Annotated in this window: 23 protein-coding genes and 1 other annotated feature; all 23 genes read right to left on the minus strand. The window is 38.8% G+C overall.

Going from position 1 to position 21,863, the window contains the following annotated elements:
• Positions 1-105: 105 nt before the first annotated feature.
• Positions 106-345, minus strand: a complete 240-nt coding sequence (locus UN64_RS00385; RefSeq protein ID WP_077359145.1) for a YrhC family protein — start codon at positions 343-345, stop codon at positions 106-108.
• A gap of 412 nt (positions 346-757) precedes the next feature.
• Positions 758-1,894 (minus strand): bifunctional cystathionine gamma-lyase/homocysteine desulfhydrase, encoded by a 1,137-nt coding sequence (locus tag UN64_RS00390; protein WP_077359146.1) that lies wholly within the window; start codon positions 1,892-1,894, stop codon positions 758-760.
• 1 nt (position 1,895) lies between these two features.
• The gene (locus UN64_RS00395) at positions 1,896-2,819 is read right to left on the minus strand and encodes a PLP-dependent cysteine synthase family protein (protein WP_077359147.1); all 924 of its coding nucleotides are present in this window, start codon (positions 2,817-2,819) and stop codon (positions 1,896-1,898) included.
• 12 nt (positions 2,820-2,831) lie between these two features.
• Positions 2,832-3,299, minus strand: a complete 468-nt coding sequence (locus tag UN64_RS00400; protein ID WP_077359148.1) for an S-ribosylhomocysteine lyase — start codon at positions 3,297-3,299, stop codon at positions 2,832-2,834.
• A complete protein-coding gene (gene mtnN / locus UN64_RS00405) occupies positions 3,299-4,000 on the minus strand; it encodes a 5'-methylthioadenosine/S-adenosylhomocysteine nucleosidase (RefSeq protein WP_077359149.1) in 702 nt (233 codons plus the stop codon). Before mtnN ends, UN64_RS00400 begins: the two co-directional genes overlap by 1 nt.
• 16 nt (positions 4,001-4,016) lie before the next feature.
• Positions 4,017-4,655 (minus strand): class I SAM-dependent DNA methyltransferase, encoded by a 639-nt coding sequence (locus UN64_RS00410; RefSeq protein WP_077359150.1) that lies wholly within the window; start codon positions 4,653-4,655, stop codon positions 4,017-4,019.
• 166 nt (positions 4,656-4,821) lie between these two features.
• On the minus strand, positions 4,822-5,454 hold the full coding sequence (gene modB, locus UN64_RS00415) for a molybdate ABC transporter permease subunit (RefSeq protein WP_077359151.1): 633 nt from the start codon (positions 5,452-5,454) through the stop codon (positions 4,822-4,824).
• The gene (modA, locus tag UN64_RS00420; RefSeq protein ID WP_077359152.1) at positions 5,451-6,203 is read right to left on the minus strand and encodes a molybdate ABC transporter substrate-binding protein; all 753 of its coding nucleotides are present in this window, start codon (positions 6,201-6,203) and stop codon (positions 5,451-5,453) included. Before modA ends, modB begins: the two co-directional genes overlap by 4 nt.
• 98 nt (positions 6,204-6,301) lie before the next feature.
• On the minus strand, positions 6,302-6,910 hold the full coding sequence (locus UN64_RS00425; protein WP_077359153.1) for a YrrS family protein: 609 nt from the start codon (positions 6,908-6,910) through the stop codon (positions 6,302-6,304).
• A gap of 86 nt (positions 6,911-6,996) precedes the next feature.
• Complete coding sequence (locus UN64_RS00430) at positions 6,997-8,754, minus strand: peptidoglycan D,D-transpeptidase FtsI family protein (RefSeq protein WP_171978761.1); 1,758 nt, start codon at positions 8,752-8,754, stop codon at positions 6,997-6,999.
• Between the two features lie 382 nt (positions 8,755-9,136).
• Positions 9,137-9,613 carry a transcription elongation factor GreA gene (greA, locus tag UN64_RS00435; protein WP_066291237.1) on the minus strand — a complete coding sequence of 159 codons (477 nt, stop codon included), beginning with the start codon at positions 9,611-9,613 and terminating at the stop codon, positions 9,137-9,139.
• Positions 9,614-9,761: 148 nt separating this feature from the next.
• Positions 9,762-10,403 carry a uridine kinase gene (udk, locus tag UN64_RS00440; protein ID WP_077359155.1) on the minus strand — a complete coding sequence of 214 codons (642 nt, stop codon included), beginning with the start codon at positions 10,401-10,403 and terminating at the stop codon, positions 9,762-9,764.
• A gap of 29 nt (positions 10,404-10,432) precedes the next feature.
• Positions 10,433-11,077: an O-methyltransferase gene (locus UN64_RS00445; protein WP_077359156.1), complete on the minus strand. Its 645-nt coding sequence runs from the start codon at positions 11,075-11,077 to the stop codon at positions 10,433-10,435.
• Between the two features lie 154 nt (positions 11,078-11,231).
• A complete protein-coding gene (gene mltG / locus UN64_RS00450; protein WP_171978762.1) occupies positions 11,232-12,359 on the minus strand; it encodes an endolytic transglycosylase MltG in 1,128 nt (375 codons plus the stop codon).
• Positions 12,360-12,896: 537 nt separating this feature from the next.
• The gene (locus tag UN64_RS00455) at positions 12,897-13,199 is read right to left on the minus strand and encodes a DUF1292 domain-containing protein (RefSeq protein ID WP_077359158.1); all 303 of its coding nucleotides are present in this window, start codon (positions 13,197-13,199) and stop codon (positions 12,897-12,899) included.
• Between the two features lie 12 nt (positions 13,200-13,211).
• On the minus strand, positions 13,212-13,640 hold the full coding sequence (gene ruvX, locus UN64_RS00460; RefSeq protein ID WP_077359159.1) for a Holliday junction resolvase RuvX: 429 nt from the start codon (positions 13,638-13,640) through the stop codon (positions 13,212-13,214).
• Positions 13,640-13,915 carry an IreB family regulatory phosphoprotein gene (locus UN64_RS00465; RefSeq protein WP_077359160.1) on the minus strand — a complete coding sequence of 92 codons (276 nt, stop codon included), beginning with the start codon at positions 13,913-13,915 and terminating at the stop codon, positions 13,640-13,642. The genes ruvX and UN64_RS00465 overlap by 1 nt, the downstream gene beginning before the upstream one ends.
• Before the next feature lie 78 nt (positions 13,916-13,993).
• Positions 13,994-16,630, minus strand: a complete 2,637-nt coding sequence (alaS, locus tag UN64_RS00470) for an alanine--tRNA ligase (RefSeq protein ID WP_077361046.1) — start codon at positions 16,628-16,630, stop codon at positions 13,994-13,996.
• A 286-nt stretch (positions 16,631-16,916) separates the two neighbouring features.
• Positions 16,917-17,131: a binding site (T-box leader), on the minus strand.
• 26 nt (positions 17,132-17,157) lie between these two features.
• On the minus strand, positions 17,158-18,240 hold the full coding sequence (locus UN64_RS00480) for an AI-2E family transporter (RefSeq protein ID WP_077359162.1): 1,083 nt from the start codon (positions 18,238-18,240) through the stop codon (positions 17,158-17,160).
• 52 nt (positions 18,241-18,292) lie between these two features.
• Complete coding sequence (locus UN64_RS00485) at positions 18,293-18,472, minus strand: YrzQ family protein (protein ID WP_066291262.1); 180 nt, start codon at positions 18,470-18,472, stop codon at positions 18,293-18,295.
• 34 nt (positions 18,473-18,506) lie between these two features.
• Complete coding sequence (locus UN64_RS00490) at positions 18,507-18,752, minus strand: hypothetical protein (RefSeq protein WP_077359163.1); 246 nt, start codon at positions 18,750-18,752, stop codon at positions 18,507-18,509.
• Between the two features lie 102 nt (positions 18,753-18,854).
• Positions 18,855-21,185, minus strand: a complete 2,331-nt coding sequence (gene recD2 / locus UN64_RS00495; protein ID WP_077359164.1) for an SF1B family DNA helicase RecD2 — start codon at positions 21,183-21,185, stop codon at positions 18,855-18,857.
• A gap of 13 nt (positions 21,186-21,198) precedes the next feature.
• A complete protein-coding gene (locus UN64_RS00500; protein ID WP_077359165.1) occupies positions 21,199-21,858 on the minus strand; it encodes a tetratricopeptide repeat protein in 660 nt (219 codons plus the stop codon).
• Positions 21,859-21,863 lie beyond the last annotated feature (5 nt).

Consider the following 21,863-nt stretch of genomic DNA (forward strand, 5'->3'; position numbering starts at 1 on the left):
TGACCTTTTACGGTTATTCAGTATTCATACCCCTAATTTCAGTTCATAAAAACAAAAATACCGCCCCTTTTTAAGGAACGGTACGTGAAATTAATGATTAGTTTTTTATTTTGTAATTTCCTGTATTTCCACTTTGCACTTTCTAACCACATTGTACATAAGTGCGGTAAAGCCTAAACATGTTAGTGAAGCGATACCTAGAGTAATCGATTGGATAAAGTTTTTATCTTCTACTGGAAGTACTAATCCTAAATAGAAGAATGTGCTTACTGCCAACAAAATAAAGCCAAAGCGCTGGTAGTCAGCCATCTTTTTTTTTAATTCTTTCTCAATTTTGTTTGTCATGCAGCTTCTACCTCCTAACCTCTATTAACAGAATAACATAGGTAAGTCAGCTACCTGCCAAGCACTTTTTGACAATCTAGTGAAAAAACTATGGCTAAATAGTGATGAAATCATATGTTGTGAAACAAGCTTCCGCACTTCGTTAGTAGCTTTTGGTGCTAGCACAATCTTTTTCTTAATTTTTGCATGTTGATTCTAGATTTTCTCTCTGGAATAAACAAATAAAATTTGACTGAACAAAATAGCGGTTAACTTAACAATAATTCAAGCTGACCGTACAAAAAATTGGAGCAACCGAACAAATTTTCTTATTAACCGCACAAAAACAGTTTTACCACAGAAAAATGTCCGCCTGAAAAAGACGCCTTCTTCAAAAAAAAAGAGCAAACGCATCAGCGCTTGCTCTTTGTAACTAGTTGTTTAATGCATTCTTTAAGTCCTCGATCAGGTCCTCTGCATCTTCAATCCCTACAGAGATACGAACTAATCCGTCTGTGATTCCAAGTTCTGCTCTGCGATCTGCTGGAATTGATGCATGCGTCATTCTTGCAGGAACTGAGATTAAGCTTTCAACCGCTCCTAAACTTTCAGCTAAAGTAAAGTACTTCACTTTTTTCAGGAGTGCATCTGCATTTTTTTCGCTGCCGACATCAAACGAAACCATTCCGCCAAAGCCGCCAGATTGTTTTTTTGCGATATCATGCTGAGGATGATCTTCAAGACCCGGGTAGTATATTTTTTCAACGGAAGGATGCCCTTTTAAAAACTCAACAATTTTCTTCGTGTTGCTTTCATGAGCTTCCATTCTTAAACCTAATGTTTTGATCCCTCGGATTAATAACCAAGAATCCTGAGGTCCTAAAACGCCTCCAGTAGAGTTCTGTACAAAATGCAAGTCTTCGCCCAGCTTATCATCGTTAACAACAACCAGACCTGCTACTACGTCACTATGGCCGCCGATATACTTTGTAGCTGAATGCAGCACGATGTCAGCACCAAGTTCGATTGGATTTTGCCAGTAAGGCGTATTAAACGTATTATCTACCATAAAGAGAAGATTTTTAGATCTAGCCCATTTAGCTGCTGCTTCAATGTCTGTAACTTTTAATAATGGGTTTGTTGGTGTTTCAACATAAAGAGCCTTTGTATTTGGCTTTAAAGCAGCTTCTATCTGATTAATATCCGTTGTATCTACGAAAGTTGACTCAATACCAAGACGATTTAATACTTTTGACATAACACGGTAAGTTCCACCGTATACATCATCCGTCAAGATGACGTGGTCCCCCGAATCAAACAGCATCATAACTGCAGTAATAGCTGCCATACCTGAACCAAAAGCAAAACCGCGCTTTCCGCCTTCAAGATCTTTAATTAATTCTTCAAGTGCATGGCGTGTAGGGTTTCCCGTCCTGGAATACTCAAATCCTTTATGAACCCCAACATCATCTTGCTTATATGTGCTTACCTGATAGATCGGATAGACAACCGCTCCTGTATTTTTATCAGAAGGAATGCCTCCGTGGATTAATTGTGTTTTTCTTTTCAAATCAGATGCCTCCTTCATAAATTTTCTTGCTTAAATATCTCTCTGAGCTGTCCGCGAAAATGGTTACGATGATGTCACCTTGTTTTGCTGACTGCGCTTCTAGTAAAGATGCATGCAGAGCCGCACCTGAAGAGCTGCCAACCAGCAGTCCTTCTTTTTTCGCAAGCTCTGCTACGCGTCTAAAAGCATCTTCATCTGTTACTGTGTGTATGCTGTTAAAATAGGATGAATCCATATACTCGGGAAGAAACTCCATTCCGATCCCTTCAGTTTTATGAGGACCAGATTCTCCTCCGTTCAATATAGACCCCTCTGGTTCAACTATAACCGTTTTAACATCAGGATTTTTTTCTTTCAAATAACGGGCCGTTCCCATAAATGTTCCGCCTGTACCTGCTCCAGCAACAAAAACATCCACTTTTCCATCAAGATCTCTCCAAATTTCTGGACCAAGCGTCTTGTAGTACGTGTTAGGATTATCTGGGTTTGAGAATTGAGCAGGTGAAAAAGAGTTTGGCACCTCATTTAAGAGTTCCTTCGTTTTCATTATGGCACCTTTTATTCCTTCTGAAGTTGGAGTATGAACAATTTTTGCACCAAGAGCTTTCATTAGCTCCTGTTTTTCAATACTGAACTTTTCAGGGATAACAAAACAAACATTGATTCCTTTGTTAATCGCAGCAAGTGCCAGGCCAATTCCTGTGTTGCCCGCAGTTGGTTCTATAACTGTTCCGCCAGGTTTAAGCTGTCCAGAAGAGAGGGCACATTCTAAAAGTTCCATACCTAATCTGTCTTTTACACTGCCCCCTGGGTTCATGAACTCTAGTTTTGCAAAAAGGCGTACTCCTTCTGGAAGAGAAAACTGCGTAATCTCCATGAGAGGAGTATTGCCGATCATATCATGCACATTTTTATAATAGTTCATTCTTTCAGCCCTCTATTCAGCGAAAACAACGTGCCACTCATCTTTTTTAGAAAGCATCTTGCGTGCAATTTCTTTAGCGCCTTCAAGGCTATGATTTGCTGCCCATCCGCACTGTACCTCATTACAAGCAGGTACTTCAGTGGCTTCTAATACATCGTTAAGTGTTTTTTCTAAAACTTCTAGAATTTCATCATAGTTATCATGGTTAATAACAGATAAATAGAAGCCTGTTTGGCAACCCATCGGGCTGATATCTACAACAGTAGAATGGTGGTTGCGGATATTCTCTGCCATCAAGTGCTCGATTGAGTGAAGACCTTCCATTGGCATGTGGTCTTTGTTCGGCTGGCAAAAGCGGATGTCGTACTTATGAATGACGTCACCGTTAGCTCCAGAAGTCGTACCTGCTAAACGGATATATGGTGCAACAACTTTTGTATGATCAAGATTAAAGCTTTCAACATTCATTTTTTTTGTCATTATGATTTCAGCTCCTCTACGATTTGTTGAACTAGTTCTGCGGAATTCTTTGATGCTGTCTCCAAAAACTGGTCATAAGATACTCGGGCATCTTTCCCGGCAATGTCTGATAATGACCGGATAATAACAAAAGGTACATTAAACTGATAGCATGTTTGTGCAATTGCTGCAGCTTCCATCTCGGCAGCATACAATGCCGGAAATTTCTTGCGTATGTCTTCTACCCTCTCATGATCACTCATAAACGAATCGCCGGATGCGATTAAACCTTTGGCAATTTGAATATTTTCAACACGTGCGCCTGCTTTTACTGCTGCTTCTACAAGTGTTTGGTCAGGCTTATAATTTGCAGGCATTTGAGGTACTTGCCCAAATTCGTATCCGAAAATCGTTGCATCTACATCATGATGTCGCACTTCAGTGGATATCACAACATCACCTACATTCAGATCAGTATGAAAACCGCCTGCAGATCCCGTATTTAAAATTACATCTGGTTCATACATCTGAATCATGAGTGTAGTACCAATCGCTGCGTTTACTTTACCGATCCCGCATTTCAACAGAACAACTTCCTGATCGTTTAAAAATCCTTGATAGAATTCACATCCTGCAAGCTTTTTTTCCTGAAGGTCTGACAGTTGCTCTCTTAATAGAACAACCTCTTCTTCCATTGCACCAATAATTCCAATTCTCTTCATGTTAAATCTCCATTATCTATTTTTTTACCGCTTCCATAAGCCAGACATACTCATTTAGCTTTTCAAATGTGATATCAAACTCGTGTTTTTTGAAAATGTCTTCGAGTACACCAAGAGTTGTATAATATTCAGTCTGCAAATCTTTTAATAGATTCAGGTACCCTTGTTTTTTGACTTTTTCATGACGTTCTTTTTTATCTGATTCGTGAAGGAATGCGGTATCTGCAAAAACAATTTTACCATCTTTTTTGAGCAGCTGGCTATAGTGTCCAACAGCAGCGTCTTTTTCTTCATCTGTCAGGTGATGAAAAGCATACGTACTGACAATCGTATCGATCTCTACGTCTAATTCGGGAAAAGATAAAAAGTCCCCATCATGCAGCACTAGTTTTGGATTTCTTTTTAAAGCTTTTTCTCGCATTCCTTTTGAAGGTTCGATTCCAATAACGGTTTTACCTTTTGAAAGCAGCTTTTCACTCAAATTACCTGTTCCTACCCCAAATTCTAAAACTGCATGACCTGATTTATTTACCACAGTTTCTAGAATATGATCATAGTTATGAAAAACTTCCTTATATTCTTGTGTCTCCCCAGCCACAGTTTCATCATAAGAAGAAGACCATTCATCAAATAGTTCAATAAACTCTCGTCCCATTTTTGTCACTCCAAATTATTAAAATATATTATTCCTATCAATATACTATGAATTAATTGTTTACAGGTTCCAAATTACCATAAATTCATGTGTTTTTCAAATGTATGAACCTGTTAAATGATGAAAACAAATGCAAAAAAACTCTGAAATACATTCAGAGTTATGGTTAAACTGATTTTTTTGCAAAAATTGAACTAATCGCTAACATAACAAATGAAAACAGTGTGAGGAACAACGATAAAATCAGAGCTTTTTGTTCATCTCCTAAAAGGACATAATCATATATAGCAAGTGGAGCGGTTTGGGTGATACCCGGAATATTCCCCGCTATCATAAGAGTTGCACCGAACTCTCCAATCGCTCTTAAGAAAGAAAGCATAACAGCGGCAATCACTCCATGTTTCGCTAGAGGAATGCTTACTCTATGAAAAATATTCCAACCCGATCCATCCAGTCGTGCAGCATCAATGATGTTGTCATCTAAATTTTCAAAAGAAGCTTTGGCTGTACGAAAAAACAAAGGAAAAGCAACGATTGCTGCCGCTAGAACAGCAGCTTTCCAAGTGAATACCCATTGTAAGCCTAACCTGCCTAAACCATCATTTCCTAACAGCAGCAATAATATATAGCCAACTACGGAAGGAGGCAAAATTAATGGAAGGCTAAAGATTGTTTCAATGATTGTTTTTCCTCTAAAAGACAAACGCGCAAACAAATAGGATAGCGGCAACCCTGTTGCCACTACAAAAATTGTAGCAATTAACGCAGTTTCTAAAGATAGTACCAATGGATGAATCAATTTTTAACACTCTCTCTAAAATTATATTTCTTTAAAATTTTCTGTCCTTCTTTTGAACTTGCGTATTTTAAAAATTTTTTAGCCTCTTTCTTTTCGGTAATCAAGTATACAGGATACTGAATGGCTGGATACCAGTCAATCGGTATACCTTTTATAATGTTAATCCTTTTATTTTCAAGTGCATCTGTTCGATACATGATGGCATACTCAACAGCTCCCGTTTCAACTAATCCCTTTAAGTGTACTGCATTTTGACTATATATGGTTTTAAATTGTTTATGATCAATATTTTGCAGTGCTTGTTTGGCATAATATCCTGCGGGCACTAAATCAGGATTACCGATTCCGAGTTTGGCATCCGAAGGTATATCTTCGATCGAGTCAACCGGTGTACTGACCTTTGTTCCAGAAACGAACACAAGCTCGTTTGATGCAATAATTCCTTCTTTTTTAATATTCATTTTATCATCGGCAGAAATAAACCTCTGAAGCGACTGTGCTGAAAACATTAAATCAGCTGGTGCTCCATTTTTTATTTGATTGATTAAAACTCCTGATGCACCAAAGTTCGTTTTAATATCGATGTTCTTATGTGTTTTTTCAAACCTTTCCTTCCACTCGGTCACAGGTTTTTTCAGACTAGAGGCAGCAGAAATGTACAGAACCGTCTTTTGATGGCTGTTTTCGCTACAAGATGTCATTAAGACTGTAAGTAATAAGATTCCAATAATATAATTTATTCTTTTCATAACTTCTCCTAGTTGTTTATACCTTTATTGAAGCATTAACAATAAAGAATTAAAAGAAAAAAGACAATCAGCATATGAGCAGATTGTCTAGTTATTCATTATTGTACTTGTGTTACACTTATCGGCTGCCATCCTTTTTCAGGAATCCACTGCAGAACGACATCGTACTTAATCTTTTCAGTCTTGGATTGTATGGTACCTTTAGATAAATCAGGACCACCACCATTACCGAGCCAGAAAATTGTCATTTGATCTTCTGGAATGTTTGTCGCGTACGAAAGTGCTTGAATCATCTCTTTCCAGTCTTGAGACTGGTCGTCGTACGATTTCTGATGAGGCTCTGCTTGAGAAGTTCCGATTGGTTCCCAAGGACCTTCAGGACCTCCGCCTTCAGGATTTTCAGACTGTGTTTCTTCATCTGTTTTTGTTTCTGTATCATCTGACTGATTCTCGGATTCGTCAGAAGAACGATCATTATTTTGATCTTCCTTATCTGATTCCATTTCAATGGAAGAATCGTCTTTCGTTACATTATTGCTCTCTGTTTGTTCATTTTCTGATGTTGATGCCGTCTCGTTTTCATCACCAGAGAAAAGATTAAACGCAACCACAACAATCAGCAAAAATACCAAGCCGATTGCTATGTTCAAAAAACGATTTTGTTTTCGCTTTTCCAATCTCGTTTCATAACGCTGATTTCGTTTCATGTTATCCTCCCCAGTAAATAATGCTCAATTCATTTTACCATGAGCACAGTGTTCGGGAACACTTTTTCCTTCTTATTATTCCATTATTACTCTTGTTGACTGTCAGATATCTCCATAACAGCTTTTGCAATATCGGCATAAACTGAAGTTGTCCTGTTTTCTGTATCGTATTTCATATCAACTACAACTAAAGCGAATTTGGGGTTGTCCGCGGGAAAATATCCTGCAAACCATTTATTATAAACATTCGCTCCTTCCCCTTTTTGAGCTGTACCTGTCTTGCCAGCTACCTGAAAAGGAAGGGATTGCAAAGTATGTCCTGTTCCATTTTCATCCTTTACAGTGTTTACCAGCAAGGATTGCAGCCTCATTATTGTATATGGAGATAACGATTCTTTTTTGCCTTTATGTTCTTTAAATTCTACCAATTCCGTTCCATTGGCAAAATTCACTGATTTAGCAGCTTTTACTTCTGACCAAGTGCCGCCTCTCGCAATGGTTGCCATCATATTGGCCGCTGCCAGCGGAGTCATTTTCACATCCAGCTGTCCGATTGCAGTTTGTGAAATGGCGAGACGTGATTGATAATCCCGAATCTTTTTATTTGGGTTTCTTATTTGTCCTCGTTCTTCCTGATAGAAATGTGAAAAGTTATCAAAATGATATACTTGTCCTCTCCACCCGTTTAAATCAAGGAGACCTAGTTTGGAAGCATATTCTTCAATAAAATTATTATCCTCTGCTGCCATTTCGTTCGCGAGGTCTCCAAACGTTTTATTACAGCTTTGAGAGAAGCTTTGCTCAAAATTAAGCATGCCTAATTTTCTCTCATCTTCTTTTCCATATATATTTAAATTACAGTCGTAAAGTTTATCATTCTGGATTTTGTTTTTCTCAATTGCGGCTGCGGCTGTTACAATTTTAAAGATTGAACCAGGAATTTGATGGGTGGTCATCTTGTTTTCATGTTCATAGATCGTCTCACTATTAAAAACAGGTCGGCTAGCCAATGCAAGAAGTTCATTTGATTCTATGTCAAGTAAGACAGCGCCTCCCGCTTCAACCTGGTGATTACTTAAATATTTCTCAACAGCTTCCTGCATTCTTTTATCGATAGTGGTCTTAACATGCAAAGGATATAGGGGATTCGTCTGGGCACGATATTTTACATCAAGCCCAAATAAGGGATTGCCTTGCCTGTCCACATGATAAATAAACTGAGTCTCTCCTTCAGAGATTAAAAAAGGGTCAAACGTATACTGCATTCCATTTTTTCCGGTTTTGGTTGAAGTGCTTACGGTTCCCTTTTCTAATTTGTCTTTATACTTTTGCTTTATTAAATCCGGGTCTTCTCCAACTGCCCCGATAATATGATTTGCAAATGGAAGAGGTTTTCTTTTGGTCACAAGCTGGGCGTACAGACCGGGGATTTCCAATTCATTGATCTGATTCATCTGCTGAAGTGTGAGCTCTTTAAGCAATAAAAGAGCTGCAGGTTTTTCCATACTAAAGATCATATTTTCTATTCTTTGTGATGGAAGCTGAAGGATTTCTGAAATGGCGTCTACTGGCCAATCCCGTGTATAGAGATTGGGAAACACAACAATTTGAGGTTTTACATCTGTAGAAAGCAGCTCACCGTTGCGGTCCAGAAAATAACCTCTCCCGTCATTAATTGTGAAACGATGAGTTCGCTGGTTAACACTCTCTTCGATTAAATTAACGTTATTTTTTGAAAAAGATTTTGTTGAAATGAGCTGTATATCTGCTAAACGATATATTAGACCAAAGATAAATAATAAAATGATAACTCCTGCTGCTATTGTTCTTTTCCGAGATAACAATGCGGTCACCTCCCTAACCACATTTTCGCCTCATCTTAATTTTCTTAAACAAAGTTGTTCTTGTAAGTAGTTGATTTCCGCTCAGGTTACTTCGCTTTCCGCGGGGCGTGCGGTGAGCCCTGCTTTGCACCTTTGAATGGTCTTATCTTACCTCTTCATGGAAGTATCCTTGCTCCTGCGTCTACAAGTAAATGCTACGGATGTGTGCTTCCTCGTCGCATGCCTAGCGAGAAGCTTCTCAGGTGGCAGGCACGCACCTTGCACTCCAATCAACTTGTCAGTGAAGGGAATGAACAAAATTTCTTAAAAGCAACATTTTTTTAGAACAGGCCAATCAAAAAAAAGACTTGCCGGAGCAAGCCTTCTTTCTGATGATCTTAACTTATTTTACTTCTAAAATTACAACGCTAATTTCTCCGCCTGGTGTTTGAACAGAAACTTTGTCTCCAGGTTTCTTACCTAATAAACTTTTAGCCATTGGAGAATCATTGGAAATTTTACCTTCAAATGGATCTGCTTCCGCACTTCCAACGATTACATATGTTTCTTCATCACCATCAGGAAGCTCCTGGAATTTAACAGTTTTCCCAATGGAAACGTTATCAGATTGATCTTTATTGTCTTCAATGATCACTGAATCACGAATCATTTTTTCTAATTGAACGATACGCGCTTCAACAAACGCCTGCTCGTCCTTTGCAGCATCATACTCAGAGTTCTCAGAAAGATCTCCAAAGCTTCGTGCTACTTTAATTCTTTCTACAACTTCTTTTCTGCGTTCTGTTTTTAAAAATTCTAATTCGTTTTCTAACTTTTGCTTACCCTCTAGGGTCATATAGTGTTTTTTCTCGTCTGCCATGTTTATTCACTCCTTCAATAATCAGTACCCTTGTTACGTTATATGATAATTCCGGCAGGGTATGTATAAAAAATAGGACAATAGTTGAATGCCATGCCGTTTTAAAGATAATATTGTCCAAGTATACCGAAAAAATGAGGAGTGTTCCTCATTTTTTCAATAATGCTTTGTCTTCTAAAATGGTCTTAACTTTAGTCACCATTAAATCAATAGCAACGCGATTTTGACCGCCTTCTGGGATAATAATATCAGCGTACCTTTTTGTAGGTTCGATAAACTGATTATGCATAGGACGCACCACTGAAGTATATTGATCGATTACAGATTCTAAAGTTCTGCCGCGGTCACGTATATCACGAACCATCCTTCTGATGATTCGCACATCAGCATCAGTGTCGACAAATAACTTAATATCCATTAAATCACGTAAACGTTCATCTTCGAGTATAAGAATACCTTCCAATATAATGACATCTTTAGCATCAACTGGGATAATTTTATCACTTCTTGTATGCGCTGTATAGTCGTACACTGGTTTTTCAACGGATTCATATGCTTGAAGTGACATGATATGCTGAATCAGCAGATCATTATCAAAAGCAAGAGGATGATCATAGTTTGTTTTCAAACGCTCTTCCATTGATTTTTCAGATTGATCTTTATAATAAGCATCCTGCTCAATAATAAGAATCGACTGATTTGCAAACTGCCTGTAAATTTCCTTAGCTACCGTCGTTTTACCCGATCCGGATCCTCCTGCAACCCCAATTACGATAGGTTTTTGTGCCATTTCTATTACTCCTCCAAACTGCTGTACCTTTAGGTTTTTCGAATGCTCACCATCATACCATCTCCTACCGGCAAGATTGAAGAATAATAATCAGGATGCTGCATGATATATTCATTAAAACTTCTAATTTTTTTAACAAGAGAACGCAGCCTTCTGCTCTCTAAGCCGCTTTCATCAGCGACATAGCCTCTAAAGAGCACATTATCTGTAATGATCATGCCGTCTTGTGACAGCATTGCTGAATAATGATCAAAAAAGTTTTGATATTGTCCTTTAGCTGCATCGATAAAAATAAAGTCGTATGGGGCATATTGTTCTACTTGACTCTGTAATTCATTCGCATCGCCAAGCAATAGTGTTATTCTATCGTTGAGGTCTAGTGCATTAACATTTTCTTTTGCTATATTGTACCGTTCTTCATCTCTTTCAATACTTACAATTTCGGTTGTCTCATTCGTGAGAGCCATTCTTATTGCAGAGTACCCGATGGCTGTACCAACTTCTAAAATCCGTTTAGGGCTTTTTAATCTGACATAAGTCAAAAGGGTCTCCATACCCGATAATTCCATGATTGGTACATCATGCTGCTTAGCATACTGCTCCATTTTCAAAATAGATTCAGAGCGTGCAGGAATTAAATTTTCAATATATTGGTTTACTCTATTTGAGACCAAAGTAACACGCCTCCTTCACACTAACCGGTATATTGTAACATAATCTTTTTATGAAGGCGAGAGTCCTCTATATTTCAACCTATTATGAATTTTTATTCGTTGTGCGGATTGTTATTAAAAAAAGGATACTATAAGATAGTATCCTCAGAAAATATTATTGCTGCTCTTGCCATACTTTCCATTCATCTCTGTATTTTCTGTATACGGCATTATGTTCTTGCAGTGTCTTCGTATATATTACTTCTCCGTTCGGTCTTGCATAGAAGAATAGTTCTTCCATCTTAACCGGTTTTAGTGCAGCTTCAATAGATTTTTCCCCTGGAGATGCGATAGGACCAATAGGGATACCTTTGTAGCGATACGTATTATAAGGAGAATCAACTTCTAAATGCTCATATAACACTTGTACATCAAAATCTTTTCTAGCATATTTAACAGTTGGATCTGAATCCAATTTCATGTCTTGTTCAAGTCTATTATAAAAAACGCCAGAGATTTTTTTTCTATCCTCTTCACGCTGAGACTCTTCTTCAATCAGAGAGGCTAAGGTGATCATCTCGAACATTGTATATCCGCTCTTTTTTATGTCATTCTCATATTTTGCAATTACAGTTGAGGACTGTTCTACCATTTTCCCCACAATCTCTTTCAGCTCAGGCTTCTTTTTATCAAATTCATATGTCGCCGGAAATAAAAATCCTTCAAGCGGATAATAAAGACCTTCTTTGTAAATTTCATCAGGTATATACTTATATTTGGTTTGCAGTTCTTTAAGAAATACCTTATCGGTCATCACTTTTAATATTTCTTCTTTTTCATAACCAGTTCTCGCACTGATTTCTCCAGCAATTTGAGGAACATTAAACCCTTCTGGAATTGTTAAAGTAAGCTCAGGTTTTTTAAATAATTTCCCCTCTTTAAGAGCAGCGATAATTTCAGTTAGGTTCATGGATGGAGATAATTGATAAACCCCTGCCTGAAAATCTCCTTCTCCTTTAACACGCGTATAAAGTTTAAAGAATTGACCGCTGTTAATGATCCCTTTATCTTCAAGCTCTTTTCCGATATTCGCTGTTGAAGAGCCGATCGGAATCTCAACAGTAAAATTTTCTTGATTTGCTGAATCAAATGCCCCGATATTTTTATTAAAATAAAAATATAGAATGCCTGCAACAAGTACAATCACTGCTAAAAACAAAGCAATTATCGTTAATATGATGGATTTTGTGCGTTTCTTTTTCTTATTTTCTATGTAATTCCCAGAAGACTGGAGCTGTATCATCCTTTTTCCCCCTTCCATCTGTTTAATTATACTTTTGCTAGCAGAAATTGTCGAGATTAGCAGTAATAACAAAAAAAGGATGAATCGTCGAAGAGTCCCCCTTACTTTTTTTACCAGTTTCTAGTCTTAGTGCAGCCGTTTTTGGCAGTGTTCCGAGATCCAATCCAAAAGTTTTGGTCGTGAATCCACAAAATAGAGGGTTGATTCCACAAGATTTGTACCGTAATCAAAAAGTTTTGCCCTTTTATCCACAAGTTTGCATTTACAGACATGGTTCGACATTAGAGGATATTCTTGAAAGTAGTTGATTTCCATTCCAGGTTGCTTCGCTTTCCGCGGGGCGTGCGGTGAGCCCCTCGCCGCTTTGCGCCTTTGAGTGGTCTCACCTGACCGCTCGTCCCGCAGGAGTCTCGCACCTTCCACTCCAATCAACTTGTCAGTGAAGGAAATGAACTAAATTACTTAAAAGCAACAATCTTTTAGAAAAGAGCCTTTTAAAAAAAAGAGGCTGCCTAAAGTAAGGCAGCCCCATTAAGATTATTCTGTTTCATACTCATCATCTTGGAAAGTATTTAACATTTCCTCGATCATATCCCACTCTTCATCTGTTTCAAGAGGGAACAAAGCAAGGTCATCATCTGCTTCTCCCTTTTCTTCATAGCGGAAAGGGAATACTTCTACTTCATCTGTATCGTCATCATCTTCAGAATCAGCTACAGGTATTGTTACCATGTATGATTTCCCAGTCTGATCAACATCAAATTTGAATAAAACTTCAAATAGATTTTCGTCACCGTTCTCATCTGGAATAATAATGCGCTCGCGTTCTTCTTTTGCCATAATAGGCTCACCTCAATTTTTATTTTTTTGGCTGTCCATATACCCTTGCAGAATAATTACAGCAGCAAGTTTATCAATAACCTGTTTACGTTTTTTTCTGCTTACATCGGCGGATATAAGTGTACGTTCAGCTGCCATTGTAGTCAGCCTCTCATCCCATAGGATAACCGAAAGACCAGTAAGACTTTCAAGTTCTTTCGCAAAGTTTTGACAAGCCTCACCGCTAGGGCCGATCGACCCGTTCATATTCTTTGGCAGGCCGACAACAACCTCGCCGATTTCATATTGGGAAATCAGCTCTTTAATTCTGTTTAAATCTTGTTCAGGATGGTTAGGACGCCGTCTAATTGTTTCTACGCCTTGTGCTGTCCAGCCAAGTAAATCTGATACGGCAACACCAATCGTTTTAGTACCGACGTCCAATCCGAGTATTCTTGTCATTAACGGTTTCCTTCTTTTTGATTTAAAAGGTATGATTTTACGAGCTCTTCGATAAGCTCGTCCCGCTCAAGCTTACGAATCATACTTCTCGCATCATTATGGCGAGGAATATATGCCGGGTCACCTGAGAGCAAATAACCAACAATCTGGTTGATCGGATTGTAGCCTTTATCCTGCAGGGCGTCATAAACAGAAAACAGGACAGTTTCAACATTCGTCTTATAAGCATCATCCTCGTTGAAATTAAACTTCATCGTCTTGTCCATTGAACTCACTTGCGAACACCTCTTTCTGAAGATCTCCCTTAAGGGACAAATTAGTTATTTTCTCTATTGTACATGATAGATGAACGCTTAGGAAACCGTTTTAATCAATTCAACTGCAGAATCTATGCCTTCTTCCAACTTTTCAGGGTCTTTTCCGCCAGCTTGAGCCATGTCCGGACGGCCTCCGCCGCCTCCGCCGCAGCGAACCGCAACTTCTTTAACAAGGTTTCCTGCATGGTATCCTTTTGACACTAAATCCTTTGTAACCCCAGCAACAATATTTACTTTCCCTTGGCTTTCAGCACCTAAAATAACAATCCCGCTCTTAAGCTTGTTCTTTAAGTCGTCAACGATTGAACGCAGTCCGTTCATATCAGAAGCATTTACTTTTTTAGCGATAACTGATACTCCGTTAATCGTTTGTACTTCGTCAACAAGACTTCCCGCTTCCAGGTTTCCGAGTTTTGAAGCTAATGATTCTTTTTCTTTCTGCAGCTCGCGAATTTGATCGTTCAATGCATCAATACGCTGAGGCACATCCTTAAGGTTTGTTTTTAACTTTGAAGCTGAATCTTTTAACAGCTGAACTTGACCATTCATTAATCGGTAAGCTGCTTCACCAGTAACAGCTTCAATACGTCTTGTACCCGCACCAATTCCTGATTCTGATACGATTTTAAACAATCCGATCTCAGCCGTATTGTTCACATGACATCCTCCGCATAGTTCCAGGCTGTACTCTCCAACTTTAACTACACGTACTGTCTCACCATATTTTTCGCCAAAAAGGGCCATAGCTCCCATAGCTTTTGCTTCAGCAATATTTTTTACCATTTTTTCAACAGGGATGTTTGCCCAAACTTTTTCGTTTACGATTTCTTCAATCTTCTCAAGCTCTTCTGAAGAGATGCTTCCAAAATGCGTAAAGTCAAATCGCAGTCTGCCTTCCTGTACAAGTGAACCTGCCTGATTAACGTGTGTGCCTAGTACATCTTTCAAAGCCTGATGAAGCAAATGAGTTGCTGTATGATTTTTTACTACTTTTGCACGTGTTTCTTTGTCAACTTGCACGGAGACTTGCGTGTTATTTTCCAGAACACCTTTTTCTACGAGTACCGTATGCAGATTTTGTCCATTCGGAGCTTTTTGTACATCTTTTACTCGAAGTTGAAGGTTATTTCCTGTAATTGTGCCTTGGTCAGCAATCTGACCTCCGCTTTCAGCATAAAATGGCGTTTCATCAAGAATAACCTGTGCCTCATCACCTTCTGATACCATGGAGACACGCTCACCATTTTGCAGAACTTCAAGGATTCTTGCTTCCCCGCTTAAGGACTCATAACCTGAAAACTCACTTTTTACCGTGATGTCTGAAAGAACGCCGCCTTGAACCTGCATGCTGTCGACTTCTTGTCTTGCAGCACGCGCACGTTCACGCTGAGCTTTCATCTCGGATTCAAAGCCTTCCAGGTCAACTTCCATTCCATTCTCTGCTGCATATTCTTGTGTTAATTCAAAAGGGAATCCAAATGTATCATACAATTTAAATGCATCTTTACCAGAAATTATTTTATTGTTTTCTGATTTTTCTTTTTTGATTACATCTTCTAGGATAGCTAAGCCTTCGTTGATTGTTTCATGGAACCGTTCTTCTTCTGTCTTAACAACTTTCTGGATAAAAGGCACTTTTTCTTTCACTTCTGGATAAAAATCAACCATTATATCAGCTACGGTTGGTACTAATTCATACATGAAAGGCTTATTTATGCTAATCTTTTTAGCAAAACGAATCGCTCTTCTAATCAAGCGTCTTAAGATATAACCTCTTCCCTCATTTGAAGGCAGCGCATTGTCTCCAATAGCGAAGCTCACTGTACGAATATGGTCTGCGATAACTTTGAAAGCTGTATCACTTTCAGGGGTGCTACCATAGGAAGTATTTGAAAGTTTCTCGGTTTCCCTAATGATTGGAAGGAAAAGATCAGTTTCAAAATTCGTCTTCGTATCTTGAATTACAGATACCATTCTTTCAAGCCCCATGCCTGTATCGATATTTTTCTTAGGCAGCGGTGTGTATGTGCCGTCTGGATTATGGTTGAACTGAGAAAACACTAGATTCCATACTTCAAGGTATCTTTCATTCTCACCGCCAGGATACAATTCAGGATCTGCAGGATCGTTTCCATAAGACTCTCCGCGATCATAGAAAATCTCAGTATTTGGTCCGCTTGGGCCTTCCCCAATATCCCAGAAGTTACCCTCTAAGCGAATGATGCGCTCTTCAGGAAGTCCTACTTGCTTCGTCCAAATATCAAATGCTTCATCATCTTCAGGATGGATCGTAACAGAAAGTTTTTCTGGGTCAAATCCGATCCATTCTTCACTCGTTAAAAACTCCCAAGCCCAGAGAATTGCTTCCACTTTAAAATAATCACCAATCGAGAAATTGCCTAGCATTTCAAAGAAAGTATGGTGTCTTGCAGTAATTCCAACATTCTCGATATCGTTCGTACGGATAGATTTTTGAGCATTCGTAATACGCGGATTCTCTGGAATCACACGGCCGTCAAAATACTTTTTTAGCGTAGCTACCCCACTGTTGATCCAAAGCAAAGTCGGATCTTCGTGCGGAACAAGAGAAGCACTCTGCTCTACACGATGGCCTTTCTCTTGGAAAAAATCGAGGAACATTTGTCTGACTTGAGCTGAAGTCAAAGTTTTCATGGTTTCATTCTCCTTTTTACTTTTTTTGATAGGCTCTTCTCTAAAAGATTGTTGCTTTTGGTTCATATTTTTTTATTCTCTTCTTTGCCATGTTGATTGGAGTCCAAGGTGCGAGACTCCTGCGGGACGAGTGGGACAGGTGAGACTCCTAAAGGCGCAAAGCGCCAGGAGGCTCACCGCCCGCCCCGCGGAAAGCGAGTACCTGGAGCGGAAATCAACCACTTTCAAGAGCAACATAGTTTGCGAAAACAGCCTTTAGATAAAATAAAAAACTCCCATCCCAAAAAACAGGGACGAGAGTTTGAATTCACGCGGTACCACCCTGGTTACATGTAATTACATGTCACCTTGATTAAAGCCTTAACGCGGCTTAACGGCAGATTTTCATTCTGCACTCCAGAGTAGCTTTCCGTTTTCTTCTTTCTGAAACACCTTTCAGCCGGTGGATGTTTCTCTCTATAGAAAGGACTAAAACGTACTTATCTCTTTCAACGATTTTTGTTCTTCTAGCGTTAGTATACGTTTATTTATTCGGACTTGTCAATCGGATGTCTTAATCGGTGTTCCCTAATGTGAATAACAATAACTTTTATTACACTAAATACCGGAACAGCTAAGATCATTCCAGGTACTCCGGCGAGTTCACTTCCTAGAAGAAGCGAAAAAATGATAAAAACAGGGTGGATGTGCAGGTTTCTGCCGACAATAAATGGTCCGAGAATATTGCCTTCAATAAATTGAAGAACAAGCATGATTCCTATGGTGATCCAAACCATTTTCCAAGATATTGTCAGTGCAATCAAAATAACAGGAATAGCCCCCAAAATGGGTCCGAAATAAGGAATGATGTCTGTAATAGCAATTACGATGCCCAAAAGAATCGGATACGGCATTCCAACAATCCAAAGGGCTATCATGGCTGCAGCTCCAAGAATAGCTCCAACAAAAAGCTGTCCTCTGATATACCCGCCGAGCGATTTATCTACATCTTCTATCAGATGTTTGCCTTCATGGCGGAACCTGCGTGGTGTAATATACCAGGCAGCTTTTTTAATTTTTTCAAAATCGTTCAGAAAGTAAAAAACTAAAAAAGGAACTACGATAATGACGAAAAAATAATCTACAATTTTTCTTAAAGAAAAAATGGCATTCGTTAAAATGTTCTGTGCGCTTATTTCCATTTTAACAATATATTGTTCAATTTTAGAATGAACGGAGTATGGCAGTGCTGAAGTTCCTTTATCGACTTTGGATAAAAGCTCTTTATAATCTTTTGCAAGAGCAGGCACATTTTCTAACAGCTGTTTCAATTGAACGACAAAATAGGGAAAACCCTTAGCGATGGTATAGCCTAATCCTCCAAAAAACAGAAGGTATATCGTTAAAATTGCTACAAACCGAGGTACACCTTTCTCATGCACATATTCTACTAGAGGGTGAAGCAGGTATGTAATAAGAGCGGCCAAAAAGAAAGGCAAAAATACCCCTTTAAGTGCTGTTATTAATGGTTGATACAAAGGATTTAACTTCATGAGAAGGAATAAACATAAAAACAGCAATAAAAGAAGCGTCAGCCGGTAAATCCACTTCATTCGATTTTCCTTTGTCATTGTTTTCACCCTTTTTTTAAAAAACCCCGTCTTAAATAGACGGGGAATACATTTAATAAATGGCTTTTGCGATTCTTTTTCGGATTTTTTTTGCACGTCTCGATGTCCATAGATCACCGATATCCGAAAAATTCATATTCATTCTGGACATTCTAGACATCCTTCTGTTTCTCATCGCATATGTTGCCGCTCCAATACCAAGTGCGAAAAGAGAACTCATCGTCCTATTCATGCTTTATCACCTCGACATCAGAGTAATAAAAAACTTATGAAGTACTTTCTCTATAAGTCAGGTCATGATCTTCAAATAAGTCGTCGAGTGATGTTAATGAGCCGTCTTCTTCCACTTGATGAAGGGACAGTCTTCCTTTTACAATGGAAAGCTCAATAAAACAGTTCCAGCAATAATACTGGTTCACCCCGATTTTCCCAATATCTTTTCGGCTGCAGTTCGGACATTCCACTTGCTTTCTCTCCTTTGAATTTACTTTTACAAGGGTGTCCTGAAACATTGCAAAATATACGCCAGAAGTGGTTTTGAAGTATTTACCTGCCTATAGATATGAAAAAAGAAATGTCCGATAAGATGCTTTTTCGTCATCCTCCGAACATTTCTAGTTTGTTTCGTTAAAGAGTGTATCATTCATAAAATCTTTTTCCAGTAAGGTTTCTTGCAGCCGAAGTTTAAGACCAGAATATCTTTCTGATTCATCAGAGCGCTGCACTGCCCAAGAGAATGCTTCTTGTTCTCCGCATAAAATCAGATATTCTTTGCTTCTCGTAATAGCAGTATAAATTAGGTTTCGTTTAAGCATTCTATAATAGCTTTTCACAATGGGAAGAATGACAATCGGATACTCACTGCCTTGAGACTTATGTATGGAGCAGCAAAAAGCGTGTGTAAAATGGTTAAACTCACTTCTTTTATACATCACTTCAATTTCATCAAAGCTGATGACAATCTGATCTTCTTTGTCTGTATTTTCCCTTGCATAAATAACGGCTACAATTTCTCCTATATCCCCGTTAAAAACGTTATCTTCAGGCTGATTGACAAGCTGGAGCACCTTATCCCCTTTTCTGTAAAAAACATCAGCAACTTGCAGCTGCCGCTGTTTTTGTTTTTCGGGATTAAACAGACGCTGCAGTTCTGTGTTTAACCGGTCGATGCCTATTGGACCTTTATACATTGGAGCTAGCACTTGAATGTCTCTTGATGTATAGCCTTTTTTTATGGCATTTTTACATACTTGAATGATGGCTTGGAAAACCTGCTCTCCTGAACAAGAAAAAAAACGCCTGTCTTTTTGAGGAATCAGCAAGTCTTGTGGAAGATTCCCTTTTTTCATCTCATGTGCTAAACGAATAATGGAAGAACCTTCAGATTGTCTGTAGATATCTATTAATTTGGTTTGCGGAATATGATCTGATTCGAGCAGATCCTTTAACACTAGACCAGGTCCTACGGAAGGAAGCTGATCCTCATCTCCTACAAAGATAATTTGAATATGCTCAGGAAGCGCCTTTGAAAGTGAGTATGCAAGCCAAATATCGACCATCGACATTTCATCTACGATCAACAGCTTTCCTTCTATTTGCTCATCTTCATTTTTTTCAAAGTGTCCTGCGCCTCTCCATCCCAATAGACGGTGAATGGTATGAGCTGGAATACCTGTGGATTCAGTCATGCGTTTTGCAGCACGTCCTGTAGGCGCAACAAGCAAGACAGGAAATGGTTCTTTTTTTCCGCGGTAATCTTCTATGTTTAAACTTACTCCATGTATCTCACTATAAAGTTCTACGATTCCCTTAATAACGGTTGTTTTACCTGTTCCGGGACCGCCAGTGAGCACCATTACCGAAGAAGTCAGCGCTTTTTTAATGGCTTCCTTTTGACTGTTAGCGTATTTGATATTCAGCCGTTTTTCTAAATTTTCCAGTTCGGTCTCAATTTGCTCAACAGGGATATCATAATCCGTTTTTTGGCTTTGCAAAAGATGATTGATTTTTTGAGCGAATCCTCGTTCAGCAAAATAAAGAGAAGGTAAATACACCACATTTTCTTTTAAGATCAGCCGTTTTTCAGCTTCCATGTCTTGAATTTCTCTGAAAATGCTCATCTCATCTACAGTATCTTTTCCGTCAGCCAAAAGCTTTCTGACTCCTGCCAGAAGTTCTTCAACCGGCAGAAAGGAATGACCCAGATCAGTACCTTGATCTCTTAAAAGAAATTGACAGGCAGCCTGAATACGATCAGGATGGTTCACTTGCATGCCATTGCCTTTTGCGATTTCATCTGCTCTATGAAATCCAATACCCGGTACATCTTCAATAAGCCGGTACGGTTCATTCTTTACAACAGATATTGCTTCATCCTGGTACGTTTGAAAGATCTTCATTGCAAGCTGAGGGCCGATTCCATATGGCTGGACAGCCATCATCACCTGATCCAACCCTCTGTTCTCCAGCAATGCTTCATGCAGATTTTTTGCTTGCTCTTCTGTTAACTTCGGAATTTGGCTGATGTATTCTGGAGATTCTAAGAGTTTCGTGATCGCATCATCACCCATAACTTCTACGATATGTTCAGCTGTTTTCTTGCCTATTCCTTTAAACAAGTCGCTCGATAAATATTGAACCATCGCTTCCCTGGATTGAGGCATTTCTTTTTTAAAATACTCAACCTCATACTGCTTCCCATATTTAGGGTGATCTTTAAATCTCCCATAAAACAGGTAGAGTTCATCCTCCCTTAATGGAGGAAGTATGCCAGTGATCATGACTTCTTTTTCATCATAATTTTCATTTGTCTCCTTGATTCTAACCCGTGCCACAGTATAAAGACTTTCAGATTGATGATATACGGTGGAAATCAATGTCCCTTTTATATAACGGGCTGTCTGAGACGTTTCATCCTCTAAGTTAAAGGAAGGCTGCTGTGCCATAAAGCATCCCCTTTTAATGTTTTGTATTCTTATTTTCGATATTCCTTTTCCCATTTCCTGCCAGATAATGGTCTGGCTGAATATCTAAAGCTTTTTCAAATGCTGAAAGAGCCTCATCGTTACGATCAAAAAAGCTCAAACAAACACCAAAGTTATACCAGGCATCTGCATGCTTTTCATCTCGCTTTGTTACCATTTCAAATGTCCTTAGAGCAGATTTAACATCACCGATTCTTCCCTGGCACAGTCCAAATTGGAAAAGTGCCTCATTGTCATCTGCGTTCAATTCAGTCGTTCTCATTAAGTAAGGAAATGCTAGCTTGTTTTCACCAAGTGATACAAACGACATTCCTGTCATAAAATATGTGTCTGAGTCTTGCAGTCCGCCTTTTATTGCTTCTTGGAAGAGCTTAGCTGCTTTCGTAAACTGTTCAAGATGATAGCATGCAATCCCTGCACCATATTGAGCAGCCGCAGCATCCTTATCCAGCGATAATGCCTTGTCAAAAAAATGTATTGCTTTTTCATGTTCATGTACCGCAGAAAGCAGATTTCCAAAATTAATATAATGAACCGGATTTTGAGGATCGGCTTCAATCATAACTTCAAGACTCTTTGCCGCTTCTTCAAACTTTCCTTTTTTTAAGTATTCAAGTCCTTTTGAAGGCTCCATTTCTA

This window comes from Fictibacillus arsenicus (genome assembly GCF_001999465.1).
GTDB classification, from domain to species: Bacteria; Bacillota; Bacilli; order Bacillales; family Fictibacillaceae; genus Fictibacillus; species Fictibacillus arsenicus.

Excerpts from the sequence above, each read along its gene's own strand:
- UN64_RS00500 (WP_077359165.1), bottom strand. The coding sequence starts at position 21,858 with ATGGAGCCTTCAAAAGGACTTGAATACTTAAAAAAAGGAAAGTTTGAA.
- UN64_RS00385 (WP_077359145.1), bottom strand. The coding sequence starts at position 345 with ATGACAAACAAAATTGAGAAAGAATTAAAAAAAAAGATGGCTGACTAC.
- mtnN (WP_077359149.1), bottom strand. The coding sequence starts at position 4,000 with ATGAAGAGAATTGGAATTATTGGTGCAATGGAAGAAGAGGTTGTTCTA.
- UN64_RS00400 (WP_077359148.1), bottom strand. The coding sequence starts at position 3,299 with ATGACAAAAAAAATGAATGTTGAAAGCTTTAATCTTGATCATACAAAA.
- UN64_RS00455 (WP_077359158.1), bottom strand. The coding sequence starts at position 13,199 with ATGGCAAAAGAAGAACGCGAGCGCATTATTATTCCAGATGAGAACGGT.
- UN64_RS00485 (WP_066291262.1), bottom strand. The coding sequence starts at position 18,472 with ATGAATAGGACGATGAGTTCTCTTTTCGCACTTGGTATTGGAGCGGCA.
- ruvX (WP_077359159.1), bottom strand. The coding sequence starts at position 13,640 with ATGACAAGAATACTCGGATTGGACGTCGGTACTAAAACGATTGGTGTT.
- udk (WP_077359155.1), bottom strand. The coding sequence starts at position 10,403 with ATGGCACAAAAACCTATCGTAATTGGGGTTGCAGGAGGATCCGGATCG.
- alaS (WP_077361046.1), bottom strand. The coding sequence starts at position 16,630 with ATGAAAACTTTGACTTCAGCTCAAGTCAGACAAATGTTCCTCGATTTT.
- modA (WP_077359152.1), bottom strand. The coding sequence starts at position 6,203 with ATGAAAAGAATAAATTATATTATTGGAATCTTATTACTTACAGTCTTA.
- recD2 (WP_077359164.1), bottom strand. The coding sequence starts at position 21,185 with ATGGCACAGCAGCCTTCCTTTAACTTAGAGGATGAAACGTCTCAGACA.
- UN64_RS00490 (WP_077359163.1), bottom strand. The coding sequence starts at position 18,752 with ATGTTTCAGGACACCCTTGTAAAAGTAAATTCAAAGGAGAGAAAGCAA.
- UN64_RS00410 (WP_077359150.1), bottom strand. The coding sequence starts at position 4,655 with ATGGGACGAGAGTTTATTGAACTATTTGATGAATGGTCTTCTTCTTAT.
- greA (WP_066291237.1), bottom strand. The coding sequence starts at position 9,613 with ATGGCAGACGAGAAAAAACACTATATGACCCTAGAGGGTAAGCAAAAG.
- mltG (WP_171978762.1), bottom strand. The coding sequence starts at position 12,359 with ATGATACAGCTCCAGTCTTCTGGGAATTACATAGAAAATAAGAAAAAG.
- UN64_RS00395 (WP_077359147.1), bottom strand. The coding sequence starts at position 2,819 with ATGAACTATTATAAAAATGTGCATGATATGATCGGCAATACTCCTCTC.
- UN64_RS00480 (WP_077359162.1), bottom strand. The coding sequence starts at position 18,240 with ATGACAAAGGAAAATCGAATGAAGTGGATTTACCGGCTGACGCTTCTT.
- UN64_RS00425 (WP_077359153.1), bottom strand. The coding sequence starts at position 6,910 with ATGAAACGAAATCAGCGTTATGAAACGAGATTGGAAAAGCGAAAACAA.